The organism is Rhodobacter sp. P1_C2 (genome assembly GCF_056406375.1).
Map to the genome: position 1 here is coordinate 462,653 of NZ_JBFUAG010000001.1, position 12,476 is coordinate 475,128.

General features: G+C 66.0%; 13 protein-coding genes. 9 read left to right on the forward strand and 4 right to left on the reverse strand.

Annotated elements, in window-relative coordinates:
• The first annotated feature begins 95 nt into the window (after positions 1 to 95).
• Complete coding sequence (locus AC1DZT_RS02290) at positions 96 to 1,400, forward strand: UDP-glucose dehydrogenase family protein (protein WP_478004965.1); 1,305 nt, start codon at positions 96 to 98, stop codon at positions 1,398 to 1,400.
• A 27-nt stretch (positions 1,401 to 1,427) separates the two neighbouring features.
• Here AC1DZT_RS02290 and AC1DZT_RS02295 read toward each other — a convergent pair whose 3' ends face one another.
• Positions 1,428 to 2,258, reverse strand: a complete 831-nt coding sequence (locus AC1DZT_RS02295) for an ABC transporter permease (protein WP_478004966.1) — start codon at positions 2,256 to 2,258, stop codon at positions 1,428 to 1,430.
• A gap of 140 nt (positions 2,259 to 2,398) precedes the next feature.
• On the opposite strand from AC1DZT_RS02295, the gene AC1DZT_RS02300 reads away from it, so the two are divergent.
• The 3 genes from AC1DZT_RS02300 (at position 2,399) to galE (ending at position 6,101) form a co-directional block, all read left to right on the forward strand.
• The gene (locus AC1DZT_RS02300) at positions 2,399 to 4,231 is read left to right on the forward strand and encodes a KpsE/RkpR family capsule polysaccharide export protein (RefSeq protein ID WP_478004967.1); all 1,833 of its coding nucleotides are present in this window, start codon (positions 2,399 to 2,401) and stop codon (positions 4,229 to 4,231) included.
• A gap of 13 nt (positions 4,232 to 4,244) precedes the next feature.
• Positions 4,245 to 4,937, forward strand: coding sequence for an ABC transporter ATP-binding protein (locus tag AC1DZT_RS02305; RefSeq protein ID WP_478004968.1), 693 nt, complete (start codon positions 4,245 to 4,247; stop codon positions 4,935 to 4,937).
• Positions 4,938 to 5,120: 183 nt separating this feature from the next.
• Positions 5,121 to 6,101 (forward strand): UDP-glucose 4-epimerase GalE, encoded by a 981-nt coding sequence (gene galE, locus AC1DZT_RS02310; RefSeq protein WP_478004969.1) that lies wholly within the window; start codon positions 5,121 to 5,123, stop codon positions 6,099 to 6,101.
• Here the strand turns inward: galE and AC1DZT_RS02315 are convergent, their stop codons facing one another.
• Positions 6,102 to 6,872 (reverse strand): nitrilase-related carbon-nitrogen hydrolase, encoded by a 771-nt coding sequence (locus tag AC1DZT_RS02315; RefSeq protein WP_478004970.1) that lies wholly within the window; start codon positions 6,870 to 6,872, stop codon positions 6,102 to 6,104.
• 84 nt (positions 6,873 to 6,956) lie between these two features.
• Here AC1DZT_RS02315 and AC1DZT_RS02320 point away from each other — a divergent pair, with 84 nt between their 5' ends.
• The 5 genes from AC1DZT_RS02320 (at position 6,957) to AC1DZT_RS02340 (ending at position 10,781) form a co-directional block, all read left to right on the forward strand.
• Complete coding sequence (locus AC1DZT_RS02320; RefSeq protein WP_478004971.1) at positions 6,957 to 7,826, forward strand: LysR family transcriptional regulator; 870 nt, start codon at positions 6,957 to 6,959, stop codon at positions 7,824 to 7,826.
• Between the two features lie 120 nt (positions 7,827 to 7,946).
• Positions 7,947 to 8,363 carry a DoxX family protein gene (locus tag AC1DZT_RS02325; RefSeq protein ID WP_478004972.1) on the forward strand — a complete coding sequence of 139 codons (417 nt, stop codon included), beginning with the start codon at positions 7,947 to 7,949 and terminating at the stop codon, positions 8,361 to 8,363.
• Positions 8,364 to 8,423: 60 nt separating this feature from the next.
• On the forward strand, positions 8,424 to 9,236 hold the full coding sequence (locus tag AC1DZT_RS02330; RefSeq protein WP_478004973.1) for a VOC family protein: 813 nt from the start codon (positions 8,424 to 8,426) through the stop codon (positions 9,234 to 9,236).
• 1 nt (position 9,237) lies between these two features.
• Entirely contained in the window at positions 9,238 to 10,200 is a 963-nt protein-coding gene (locus tag AC1DZT_RS02335) for a glutathione S-transferase family protein (protein WP_478004974.1), read from the forward strand.
• Positions 10,197 to 10,781 (forward strand): alpha/beta hydrolase, encoded by a 585-nt coding sequence (locus tag AC1DZT_RS02340; protein WP_478004975.1) that lies wholly within the window; start codon positions 10,197 to 10,199, stop codon positions 10,779 to 10,781. Before AC1DZT_RS02335 ends, AC1DZT_RS02340 begins: the two co-directional genes overlap by 4 nt.
• A 76-nt stretch (positions 10,782 to 10,857) precedes the next feature.
• Here AC1DZT_RS02340 and AC1DZT_RS02345 read toward each other — a convergent pair whose 3' ends face one another.
• Both AC1DZT_RS02345 and AC1DZT_RS02350 read right to left on the reverse strand, forming a co-directional pair.
• Complete coding sequence (locus AC1DZT_RS02345) at positions 10,858 to 11,841, reverse strand: LacI family DNA-binding transcriptional regulator (protein ID WP_478004976.1); 984 nt, start codon at positions 11,839 to 11,841, stop codon at positions 10,858 to 10,860.
• An 88-nt stretch (positions 11,842 to 11,929) separates the two neighbouring features.
• Positions 11,930 to 12,457, reverse strand: coding sequence for a CGNR zinc finger domain-containing protein (locus AC1DZT_RS02350; RefSeq protein WP_478004977.1), 528 nt, complete (start codon positions 12,455 to 12,457; stop codon positions 11,930 to 11,932).
• Between the last annotated feature and the right edge of the window lie 19 nt (positions 12,458 to 12,476).

Consider the following 12,476-nt stretch of genomic DNA (forward strand, 5'->3'; position numbering starts at 1 on the left):
TTTGGGCCGCCCTTTCGCATTTGACAGCCCGGCCCGCGCTTCCTAGACAGGCGGCAAGGCAACCAAGCAGGCTGTGACCTGAAGCGGGCGGTATCATGAAGATTGCAATGATCGGGACGGGCTATGTGGGCCTTGTCTCTGGCGTGTGTTTCTCGGACTTCGGTCACGAGGTCGTGTGCGTCGACAAGAACCCCGAAAAGATCGCCCTCCTGCAGGCGGGCGAAGTGCCGATCTTCGAACCGGGCCTCGAGACCTTGATGGCCAAGAACGTGGCGGCGGGGCGTCTGTCCTTCACGCTGGACCTGGCCGCGGCGGTGGCCGGGGCCGATGCGGTCTTCATCGCGGTGGGCACGCCGACCCGGCGCGGCGACGGCCATGCCGACCTGACCTATGTGATGGCCGCCGCGGAGGAGATCGGCGCGGCCCTGACCGGCTATACCGTGGTGGTGACCAAATCCACGGTGCCGGTCGGCACCAACCGCAAGGTGGCCAGGGCCGTGCGCCAGGCCAATCCGGACGCGCAGTTCGACGTGGCCTCCAACCCGGAATTCCTGCGCGAGGGCGCCGCGATCGACGATTTCATGCGGCCCGACCGCGTGGTCGTTGGCGTGGAATCGGGCAAGGCGCGCAAGGTGATGGCGGATGTCTACCGCCCCTTGTTCCTGCGCGAATTCCCGGTCGTCTTCACCGGCCTCGAAAGCGCCGAGATGATTAAATACGCGGCCAATGCGTTCCTGGCCACCAAGATCACCTTCATCAACGAGATCGCGGGCCTCTGCGAACGCGTCGGCGCCGATATCAAGGATGTTGCCAAGGGCATGGGGCTGGACGGGCGGATCGGCAACAAGTTCCTCCACGCCGGGCCGGGCTATGGCGGCAGCTGCTTCCCCAAGGACACCATGGCGCTGGCCCGGATCGGGCAGGACCATGCGATGCCGATGCAGATCACCGAAACGGTGATCAAGGTCAATGAAGAGATCAAGCGCCGGATGCTCGACAAGATCATCGACCTCTGCGACGGCGTGGTGAATGGCAAGACGGTCGCCGTGCTGGGCGTGACCTTCAAGCCCAACACCGACGACATGCGCGAGGCGCCGAGCCTGACCATCGTGCCCGCGCTGGTGGGGGCGGGGGCCAAGATCCGCGTCTCGGACCCGCAGGGCAAGCGCGAGGGCGAGGCCCTGCTGCCCGGCGTGCGCTGGGTCGAAAACGCCTACCAGGCGACCCAGGGCGCCGATGTCGTGGTGATCCTGACCGAATGGAACGAGTTCCGCGCGCTGGACCTGCAGAAGATCGCCCGCAAGATGGCCTCGCCCCGCATGGCCGACCTGCGCAACATCTACGCCGCGGCCGAGGTGCTGGAAGCGGGCTTCGAGAAATATGTCGGCGTGGGGCGCTGAGCCCCCCTTCGCCCGGCGTCGCTGCGCTTAGCGGTCCAGCGCGTCGAAGACATAGCGCTGCAGGCCGATCAGCCCCAGCATGAAGGACACGGCCGAGATCATGAAGACATAGGCCGGCACCACATAGGAGGCGTCATAGCCGGGATAGAAGGCGTGACGCATCTCGCCCACGACCTGGGCGATCGGGTTCCATTTCAGATATTTGAACATGTATTCCGGCAGGTCGTTGATCAGAAACATGACCCCCGACATCAGGAACAGGGGCCGGTTCAGGATGCTGAACAGGCTTTCATAGGTCGGCGAGGCGAGGAACAGCACCGAATTGAGCGTGCCGATCCCGAGGCCGAGGGCCGCGGCCATGGTCAGGCTCAGCATCACCGCCTCGGGGTCGGGCGTCAGCCGCAACCCGTAGTACAGGATGATCGCGACGACCAGCACGACGAAGACCACCACATTGGTGAAGGCGTTCAGCACGAAGCGCGCGATCAGCGAATCCAGCACGGTGACCGAGGGAAAGCCCAGCAGCGCCCGGGAAAACCGGGGCGAGCTGGAGACCTTGCCGGAGATCTGGGTGTAAAGCTGAAACGGCGCCACGCCGGTGATGTAATAGAGCGGAAAGTTGGTGCCCAGCCGCGGGGTCCGGCTGATGATGCCGAAGGCGAGCGACAAAAGCGCCACCGTGGCGATCGGGTCGATCAGCTGCCAGAGAAAGCCCAGCGAGGTCCGCGTCTCACGCGAGCCGGTCTCGCGCAGGATCAGGGCGGCCACGACACGCAGGGTGCGGAAGCGGCGAGTGCGCGGCTCCTGCGGGGGCCTGTCCAGCGCGGAATCATCGAAATTCGTCGTCATTTGCTGCATTTTGGCTGCTTTTTCTGAATCCGCCCGGCGGGGAACCCCCGAAGTGACAGTCGGCGCTTGTGGCATATCGCCGATTTGCGGTAACATTAGCCGCAACAGGTGGCCGGCGCAAACCCTTGCGCAAATATGGAAGAAAGCCCGTGACCCCCCCTTCAGCAAAGCCTGACAGCGATCTGCCCAAAGATTCGGCCTCCGAAGACGTGGCGCCTTCTTCTGCATCTTCCAGCGATCCTGCGGGTCCTGGCGGGGCGCAGACCCCCGAGTCCGAAGAGGCCTTCGCGCAGGATTCCGCCGAGGCCGGAGCCCCGGACGAGAGCGAGGTCGAAGCCGAAGAGATTGGCGCCGGCGTCACCCGTCTGCGCCCCGGTGGCGGGCGCAAGGGCGCGGGTCTGGGCCTGCGCGGCGGTGTGCGCCGGGGTCTGGCCGAGGCCGGGGCCGAGGGCGAAGAGCCGGTCGGCCTGCGCGGTCGTGGCCGGGGACTTGCGGGCGGTGGCGGCGGTGGTCTGGGCGGCGGGCGTCCCGGCATGGCGTCGCGCAACCGCCGGGCTGCGGCGGAAAACCGCTTTGCACAGGATCATGCGGCCGAACATGACGAGGCCCATGACAGCGACGATCTGACCGAGGTCGAAGAGGATGTGGCCGCCGCGCAAGTCCCCCATGCCGCGCCGGCAGGTCAGCTGACCGCCGCCGCCGCCGCCTCGCAGGTTGCCACGCCGCAGCGGACTGCGGTCGCGCTGGATGACGAGGATGACGAGGACGACCTGCCGGTTCCGGCGCGCCGCCCCGGCGGCAAACCGCTCGGCCGGCCCGGCAGACAGGGCCGCGAGGCCGTCCGCTCCACCTATGTGGTCGCGCCTGCCGTGCAGGGGGCGACGATGCAGCGCCGGCATTGGGGCCTTGTCATCCTCTTCGCCCTGCTGGTGATCCTGCCGACGGCGGGTTACAGCTGGTATCTCTATGCCCGCGCCGCCGACCAATACGAAAGCGACATCGGCTTTGGCAGCCGGACCGAAAGCGCGCCGTCGACCTTCGACTTCCTTGGCGCCCTCGGCGGGGTCGGGGCCTCCTCCTCCTCGGACATGGATATCCTCAACCAATTCATCGTCAGCCAGGAACTGGTTTCGCGGGTCGATGCCAAGCTGGACCTGCGTAAGCTCTTCTCCAAGCCGAAGAACGACCCGCTGTTCTCCTTCCCGGCGGACGGCAAGATCGAGGATCTGGTCGAATACTGGAAAAGCATGGTCGTGCCGAGCTTTGACGGCTCCACCGGCCTGATGAACATCCAGGTCTTCGCCTTCGACCCGCAGGACGCCCAGAACATCGCGCGCGAAGTGCTGAACGAGTCGACCTCGATCATCAACGAGCTGTCCAAGACCGCGCAGGAAGATTCGACCCGCTACAGCAAGGAAGCGCTGGAAAAGGCGCAAAAGCAGATGACGGAGGCGCAAAAGGCCCTCACCGAGTTCCGGATCAAGAACCACATCGTGGACCCCTCGACCCAGCTTGCCGGGGCGACCCAGGTCATCACCACGCTGGTCCAGCAACTGGGCGCGGCCGAGATCGATCTCGACATGCTTCTGGGCACGGTTCCCAATTCCGACCCGCGGATCGGCCAGCTCAACCGCCGCATCGAGGTGATCCAGAACCGGATCACCGAGGAAACCTCCAAAGTCGGCGGCCTGTCGGACCCGAATGCGGCGGGCTATGCCTCGCTGGTCTCGGACTACCAGAACCTGCAGATGGAACAGGATTTCGCGTCCAAAGCCTATCTGCAGGCGCTTGGCGCCTATGACCAGGCGGTCAACGATGCCCAGCACAACACGCGGTATCTGGCGACCTATCTTGCGCCGACGCTGGCCGAATCCTCCACCGCGCCGAACCGTCCCCTGCGGATCTTCCTGATGGCGCTGGCCGGCTTCCTCGCCTGGGCGACCCTGACCATGATCTACTACGCGCTGCGTGATCGTCGCTGAAGGCGCTGGCATCATGATCCAGCTGGAAAACCTGACCAAGGCCTATTGGTACCGCGGCCATCCGAAATATGTGGCGCGCAACATCAACGCCGTCATCCCGAGCGGGGTGAAGGTGGCGCTGATGGGGCGCAATGGCGCGGGCAAGTCGACCCTGCTCAGCATGATCGCGGGCAGCCTCAACCCCGACCGGGGAAGGGTGCGGGTGACCGGCTCGCTGTCCTGGCCGATTGGTCTGGTCGGCTGCATCCAGGGCGAGCTGACCGGGGCGCAGAACGTCAAGTTCATCGCCCGGGTCTATGGCGTGGACACCGACGAGCTGACCGAATTCGTGGCCGAGTTCGCCGAACTGGGGATGAACTTCTACGAGCCGGTGAGGACCTATTCCTCGGGGATGCGCGCCAAGCTGAACTTCGGCATGTCGATGGGAATCCGCTTTGACACCTTCCTGATCGACGAGGTCCATGCCGTCGGCGATTCCAATTTCAAGGCCAAGAGCAAGAAGGTCTTCGACGACCGGCTGGCCGATGCGGGCCTGGTGATGGTCTCGCATTCCAACGGGCTGATGCGGTCGCTGTGCAAATCCGGCGCGGTTCTGGAACATGGCGTCCTGACCTTCTACGAAGACATCGAAGAGGCGCTGGAAGTGCATGCGCGCAACATGCTGAGCGATGGGGTGCACAGCCTGTCGGACGAGCTGCTGGAATAGCACCGCAGCCCGCCGCAGCCCCAAGCGGCGCCGATCCGGCGATCAATCTGTGGGCAAAACTCCACGGCTTTGGCGCAATAGCCCGCTCCGGCCCGCTAGTCCGGCCCGAGGACTCGACAACCCCGAAAGGCTGCGGCACTACCACGCGCAATGACTTTTGACGGGCAGGAATGAGGTGAGAAAATGCATGTAATCGTAACCGGTGGTGCGGGTTATATCGGGGCACATGCCTGCAAGGCGCTGAAGCGGGCGGGCTTCATCCCGGTGACATTTGACAACCTTTCGACCGGCTGGGGCGAGGCGGTCAAGTTCGGCCCGCTCTACAAGGGCGACCTGATGGACCGCGCCGCCCTCGACGCCTGCTTTGCCCAGTACAAGCCGGTGGCCGTGATGCACTTCGCCGCCCTGTCGCTGGTGGGTGAATCCATGACCAACCCCGGCAAATACTGGCGCACCAACGTCAACGGCTCGCTCAACCTGATCGAGGCGACTTTGGCTGCCGGGGTGAAGAATTTCGTCTTCTCCTCGACCTGCGCGACCTATGGCGAGCTCGACGGCGTGGCTTTGGACGAGGAAACGCCCCAGACCCCGATCAACGCCTATGGCGGGTCAAAGCGCGCCATCGAGATGATGCTGCGCGATTTCGAGAAAAGCTCCGGCCTCAATTCGGTGATCTACCGCTATTTCAACGTGGCGGGTGCGGACCCTGAGGGTGAGATCGGCGAACAGCATATCCCGGAAACCCACCTGATCCCGCTGATGCTGGACGCGATCGAGGGCAAGCGCCCGGCGCTGACGGTCTTCGGGTCGGATTACAACACGCCCGACGGCACCTGCATCCGCGATTACGTCCATGTGATGGATCTGGTCGATGCCCATATCCTCGGGCTGCGCTGGCTGATGGATGGCAAGGGCAGCCGGGTCTTCTGCCTCGGCTCCGGCAAGGGCTTCTCGGTGCGCGAGGTGATCGAGGCCTCCCGCGTCGTGACCAACCGCGAAGTGCCGATCATCGAGGGCAGCCGCCGGGCCGGCGATGCGACCTCGCTGGTCTGCGGATCGACCCGGGCGGTCAACGAACTGGGCTGGACGCCGAGCCGGTCGACCCTGACCCAGATGATCGGCGATGCCCTGGTGTGGAGCCGCAAGCCCGCCTTCCAGAGTTGATCAGATCAGCCTGAGGTCACGCGCCTGGGTCGACAGGCGTGTGGCCTCGAAGCTTTTGGGCACATCGGCGACCAGCAGCGCCGGGCCCATGCCGGCTTGCGCCAGAGCCTCGCCATAGGGATCGGCGATCAGCGACAGGCCGACATAGTCCAGATCGCCCTCGCTGCCGCAATAATTGGCATAGGCGATGGTCAGCCCGTGGTTGGCGGCCATCGCCGGCACGGTCGCCTTCGCCACATGGGTGAAGGGCGCCATATTGGCGGTAGGGCAGAGGATCACCTCGACCCCCTTCGCCGCCAGCGCCGCGATATGGGGCGCAAATTCGATGTCATAGCAGATGAGCAGGGCCGCCTTCACGCCGCCAAGGTCGAAGGTCGCATAGGCCTCGCCCGGGGTGAACAGCGCCTGTTCGCGCGGCCCGTAAAGCTGCACCTTGCGGTAATGGGCGAGTTCCTCCCCCCGCGGCCCGAAGGCCACGGCGGAGTTGAAGAGCCGCTCCCCTTCACGCTCGGCATAGCCCACGACAACGCCGCAGCCCGCCGCCCTGGCCATCGCGGCAAGGCGCTGGTGCCAAGCGCCGCCACGTTCCTGCGCAATCGCGGGCAGGGTGTCCTGATTATAGCCCGGCAGGTAAAGCTCGGGCGCCACCAGCACCCGGGCCCCCACCGCGGCGGCGGCACGCAGGGCCTGGTCGAGGCTGGCAAAGGCCGCCTCCATCGCGCCTGCGGGAGATTGGCCCTGCCACAGGGCGATGCGATATGTCTGTTCCATGTCTTACAGAAGCAGAGCGCGCCTCTGCCCGCAAGCCTTCCGCTGCGCCCGAAAATCGCGATACTGGCCAAAACGGAGGTCCGGATGGACAGGCTCGGCCCGGAACGCATGTTTTTGACGGTGGTGGAGACCGGCAGCTTTGCCGCCGCCGCCACACGGCTGGGCACGGGGTCGGGGCAGGCCTCGAAACTGGTGGCCCGGCTGGAGGCGGATCTGGGGGTCAAGCTTCTGAACCGCACCACGCGGGCGCTTTCGCTGACCGAGGCCGGGCAGGCCTATGCCGAACGGCTGCGAATGCTGGTCGAGGGGCTGGATGACCTGCAGACCGAGGTGCAGAACGCCGCGATCAGCCCGCGCGGCCTGATCCGCCTGGCGGTGCCGCTCAGTTTCGGGACGACACGGCTGGCGCCGCTTCTGGCGCGCTTTGCCGTCGAATATCCCGAGATCGCGCTGGAGGTGCATTTCGCCGACCGCATCGTCAACCTGGTGGAAGAGGGCTACGATGCCGCGATCCGCGTCGGCAACCCGACCGATGCGACCCTGACCGGGCGCAAGCTGGGTTCGGCGCAGCTGCTGGTCGTGGCCTCGCCGGCCTATCTGGCCGCCCATCCCTGGCCGAAGGTGCCCGAGGATCTGGTCCAGCACAGCTGCATCATCGACCTCAACCTGCGCGAGCCCTACCGCTGGCCCTTCCGCGGCGGCAAGGTCACGGTCAGCGGACGGCTGGCCTTTTCCAACGCCACCGCCTGCCTTGCCGCGACCGAGGCGGGGCTCGGCATCGCCCGCATCCCCGATTTCATCGCCGAAACCGCCGTGGCCACCGGACGCGTGGTGCCGCTGTTGCAGGACCATGAACTGCCGCCGCTGGGCGTGCATGCGCTTTACCCCTCGGGGCGGCATCTGCCGGCGAAGCTGCGGGTCATGGTGGATTTCATGGCCAAGGCATTGCGCTGAAGGCGGCGCTGTGGCTATCCCTTCCGTTTTGGAAGTAATGACCTTCCGTTGGGTGGGATTGTTAGTAAGGCTGGAAGGGTGCATCTCTGGTCCATCAAGAACCCCACAAGGATCTCCATCATGACCACCGCGTCTGTTCCCTTCGCCTCTGACCGTTCCGCTGATCTTGGCATTGCGCTGCTCCGTGCCACCAGCGGCCTCTATTTCTTCATCCATGGCGCCATCAAGCTGTTCATCTTCACCCCCGCTGGCACCGTGGGCTATTTCAACTCGATCGGGCTGCCGAGCTTCCTCGCCTATCTGACCATCCTCATCGAAATCGGGGGCGGCCTGCTTTTGATCGCCGGCTTCAAGACCCGGATCGTCTCGCTCATCATGATCCCGGTGCTGCTGGGTGCGGCTTACTTCGGCCATGGCGGCAATGGCTTCACCTTCTCCAACCCGAATGGCGGTTGGGAATACCCGGTGTTCTGGGCCGTCGCGATGGCTGCCCAGGCGCTGATCGGTGGCGGTGCCTATTCCGCCGACAAGCGTTGATCCGTGACGGGGTGGCTTCGGCCACCCCTTTTTCTTGTCTGACCTTTTCAGGAGAAGCCCATGTCCACCGCCTCTGCCCCTGTTGAAATCGGCTCGGTCGCGCTGACCGTGAACGACCTGCCCGGGATGGCCGCCTTTTACGAGGGGCTTCTGGGCCTGAACCGTCTGTCGAGCGACGGCGCCACGGTGCGGCTGGGCGCGGGGCAGAAGGTGCTGGTGGAACTGCGCGGCGACAAAGCCGCCCGCCACGGCTCGCCGCGCGAGGCGGGGCTGTTTCACACCGCGTTCCTGATGCCCTCGCGGGCGGCGCTGGGGGCCTGGCTGATCCATTCCGCCGAGACACGGGTGCCCCTGCAGGGCGCCTCCGATCACCTCGTCTCCGAAGCGATCTATCTGGCCGACCCGGAGGGCAACGGGATCGAGGTCTATGCCGACCGGCCGCGCCCGGCCTGGTACAATGCCGATGGCAGCATCAAGATGGCGACCGAGGGGCTGGATCTGAACGACGTGGCCCGTTCGGCCAAGGCTTCCTATGCCGGCGCGCCCGAGGGGCTGGTGGTGGGCCACGTCCACCTGCAGGTCGGCAATGTGCCCGAGGCCGAGAAATTCTACCGTGACATCATCGGGATGCCGGTGACCTCGCATTACCCCGGCGCGGCCTTTTATGGCTCGGGTGGCTATCACCACCACATCGCCACCAATATCTGGAACAGCCGCGGCGCCAAGGCGCGCAGCTTCCCCTCGACCGGGCTGGCCGAAGTGGTCCTGATGGCCGATGCCGCCGAACATGCCGCCATCGTGGCGCGCGGCGGTTCGGATCAGCTGACCGATCCCTGGGGCACGCCCATCACCCTTCAGAAGAAGGCCGCGTAAGATGCTGGTAGACGGCAAATGGCAGGAGGCCTGGCAACCGGTCCAGGCCAAGGATGAAAAGGGCGGCTTCGTCCGCCAGATCTCCAGCTTCCGCAACTGGGTGACGGTGGATGGCTCCGCAGGCCCCACCGGCAGCGGAGGGTTCAAGGCCGAGGCCGGGCGCTATCACCTTTACGTCGCGCTCATCTGCCCCTGGGCCAGCCGCACCCTGATCGCCCGCAAGCTCAAGGGGCTGGAGGAGGTCATCTCCGTTTCGGTCGTCGAACCCGTGCTGACCGACGAGGGCTGGCGTTTTGGAAACTACCCCGGTTCGAACCTCGATACGCTGAACGGGGCGACCTACATGCACCAGATCTACACGAAGGCCGACCCGCATTACACGGGGCGGGCGACGGTGCCGGTCCTGTGGGACAAGGAGCGGGACACGATGGTGTCGAACGAATCCGCCGATATCCTGCGGATGTTCAATGCGGGCTTCGGTGCCCTGGCCTCCGGCCCCGATCTTTACCCCGCCGATCTGGCGGCCGAGATCGACGCGCTGAACGACGTGATCTATCCGGGCCTGAACAACGGCGTCTACCGGACCGGCTTTGCCACCACGCAAGTGGCCTATGACGAGGCCTTTGCCACCGTCTTTGCGACGCTGGATGACCTGGAGGCGCGCCTGGCCGATGGCCGCCCCTTCCTGCACGGGTCCCGCCTGACCGAGACCGATATCCGCGCCTTCGTGACCCTTGTCCGCTTTGACGCGGCCTATCACGGCATCTTCAAATGCAACCTGCGCCGGATCAAGGATTACCCGGGCCTGCAGGCCTATCTGGAGCGCATTCTGGCGCTGCCCGGTGTGGCGGAGACGGTCAGCATCGACCATATCAAGCAGGGCTATTACTCGATCAAGACCTTGAATCCCAACGGGATCGTGCCGCTGGGCCCGGATCTGCCCTGGGCGCGGGCGCTGGCATGAGCACGCTGGTCCTGATGCTACATGGGGTCGGTTCCACCGGGGCCGATCTGGCCCCGCTGGCACCGCATCTCGCGGCGAGCCTGCCGGGGGCCACCTTCCTGTCGCCCGACGGGACCGAGCCCTTCGTTGGCGGCGGTCGCGCGCGGCAGTGGTTTTCTATCGCGGGCGTGACCGAGGCGAACCGTCCGGCACGGGTCGTGGCGGCGCGCCCGGCGCTGGATGCGCTGATTGACAGGGCGGTGGAAGACAGCGGGGCGGACCGGGTGATCCTGCTGGGCTTTTCGCAAGGTGCCATCATGGCGCTGGATGCCGTGGCGCGGGGTAAGGTGGCCAAGGTCGTGGCCTTTGCCGGGCGTCTGGCCTTCGACGGCGTGCCCACCCCGCAAGCCGGGGCGCGCGCGCTTCTGGTGGGCGGTACGGCAGACGCGGTGATGCCACACGCCCTGAGTCTGGAGGCCGCTGACCGACTGCAGGCCGCCGGTGTCGCGGCCGAGGTCGTGGTGCTGCAAGGCGTGCCCCATACGATCACCGCCGAGGGTCTGGCCGCCGCACAGGCATTCCTGTCCCGCGGCCGGGGTTAAGTTCGCGCGGGGGGTTCTTCCCTTTTGACGCAGGGCCAAGCCAGCTTCGTCGGCCATCGCGGACCGTCCCGAGAGGTCACACCTCGCGCAGGCTCTGGCGCGCAATCACCTCGCAGGGGAAGAGCCGGGTTTCAGGTGCCATGTCGGGCGCTTCTATCGTCGCCACAACCAGTTCGATCGCCGCATCGATGATCCGGGCGATCGGCTGGCGGATCGTCGTCAGGCCGATGTTCTGCCAGCGCGACATTTCCATGTCGTTCAACCCGATCAGGCCGATGTCGCCGGGCACCTTCAGCCCGGCCTCCTGAATGGCACTGAGCGCGCCGACCGCCAGAAGGTCGTCGCCGCAGAAATAGGCCTCGGCCGGCGAATCCAGCAGGGCTTGCATCGCCGCGCGGCCCGCGTCGAAGGTGTAATCGCTGGCATAGGACAGGGTCACCGGCCACCCCTGCAAGCCCTGAAGGAAGCCCGCGGCGCGATCCTGGGTCGAGGTGGCGCTTTCCGGCCCGCCGAGGAAGCCGAGGCTGCGGTACCCGCGCGACAACAGCGCCTCTGCCGCCATGCGCCCGCAGGCCACGTTGTCGATCCCCACCACATGGACCTGCGGCACGGCGGAGGCGCGTCCGAAGGCATGGACCACCGGCAGCTGCGCCGCCTTGCAGGCGAGTGCAAAGCTCGGCGGCAGGGTGGAGGAGGCCACGATCACCCCATCCACCGAATATTGCCGCAACATGCGCAGCGCGGCGCCGGTGTCGCTGGCCCCGCCAAGATTGACCAGAAGAGGCCGCAGCCCGCGCTCCTGCAACCCCTTGGTGAACAGGTCGAAAACCTCCAGGATCAGCGGGTTGTGGAAGTTGTTCGCGATCAGCCCGATCAGCTTGGTCCGCCCCGTCGTCAGGCTCGAGGCCAGGGCGTTGGGCGCATAGCCCAGTTCCTGCGCCGCCGCCTCGACCTTGGCGCGGGTCTTGGCCGAGACCGAGGCGCCATCGGTGAAGGCCCGCGACACCGCCGACCGCGATACCCCGGCCTTGATCGCCACCTCTCTCAGGGTTACTGCCATCGCCCTTCCGCTTGCTGCGCTGCGAGGGCAACTCTACACAGGTTCAGCCCCCGGTGAAAACCTTGTCTTCGCGCGCCCTTGGGCGGGATCAGCCTGCGCCGCCCTCCGGCAGGCCGAGGCTGCGCGCATAGTGGCGGCTGGATTTGGCACGGTTGCCGCAGACCTCCATCAGGCACCATTTGCGCCGGGCGTTCTTCGTCTCGTCAAGGAACAGCCAGCCGCAGCCCTGGCCGGGGCAAAGCTTGACCCTGTCCAACTCGCGCGGGTCGGCGAGGATCGCCAACGCCGAGGCCGTGAAGAGATCGCGCAGCGGTTGCCGGCGCAGCCAGGCGACGAAGGGCGCCTCGGGCGGGGGCAGGGGCAGGCCTAGGTCGAGGAGGCCTTGCCCCAGGATCGCCCGGCGCAGCCCGGCGCGAAAGTCGCGCAGGGTTTCGAGCGTTCCGTCCCACGCCGCCCCGGCGAGGCCCATCTGCGCCGTCCAGGCCGACAGATCGGCGAGGTCGGCGATGCGGTCCTTCAGGACCGTGTCGAGGCCAGTCCAATCGGCGGTGTTGACGAAATCCAGCGCCAATCGGCCTGCGACAGCTTTCAATGGGGTGCCGGTGCTGTAGGTCATGCGCCATTCTAACCAGAAC

Coding starts and splice junctions, on each gene's coding strand:
- AC1DZT_RS02290 (WP_478004965.1), top strand. CDS start 96: ATGAAGATTGCAATGATCGGGACGGGCTATGTGGGCCTTGTCTCTGGC.
- AC1DZT_RS02295 (WP_478004966.1), bottom strand. CDS start 2,258: ATGCAGCAAATGACGACGAATTTCGATGATTCCGCGCTGGACAGGCCC.
- AC1DZT_RS02305 (WP_478004968.1), top strand. CDS start 4,245: ATGATCCAGCTGGAAAACCTGACCAAGGCCTATTGGTACCGCGGCCAT.
- galE (WP_478004969.1), top strand. CDS start 5,121: ATGCATGTAATCGTAACCGGTGGTGCGGGTTATATCGGGGCACATGCC.
- AC1DZT_RS02315 (WP_478004970.1), bottom strand. CDS start 6,872: ATGGAACAGACATATCGCATCGCCCTGTGGCAGGGCCAATCTCCCGCA.
- AC1DZT_RS02320 (WP_478004971.1), top strand. CDS start 6,957: ATGGACAGGCTCGGCCCGGAACGCATGTTTTTGACGGTGGTGGAGACC.
- AC1DZT_RS02325 (WP_478004972.1), top strand. CDS start 7,947: ATGACCACCGCGTCTGTTCCCTTCGCCTCTGACCGTTCCGCTGATCTT.
- AC1DZT_RS02330 (WP_478004973.1), top strand. CDS start 8,424: ATGTCCACCGCCTCTGCCCCTGTTGAAATCGGCTCGGTCGCGCTGACC.
- AC1DZT_RS02335 (WP_478004974.1), top strand. CDS start 9,238: ATGCTGGTAGACGGCAAATGGCAGGAGGCCTGGCAACCGGTCCAGGCC.
- AC1DZT_RS02340 (WP_478004975.1), top strand. CDS start 10,197: ATGAGCACGCTGGTCCTGATGCTACATGGGGTCGGTTCCACCGGGGCC.
- AC1DZT_RS02345 (WP_478004976.1), bottom strand. CDS start 11,841: ATGGCAGTAACCCTGAGAGAGGTGGCGATCAAGGCCGGGGTATCGCGG.
- AC1DZT_RS02350 (WP_478004977.1), bottom strand. CDS start 12,457: ATGACCTACAGCACCGGCACCCCATTGAAAGCTGTCGCAGGCCGATTG.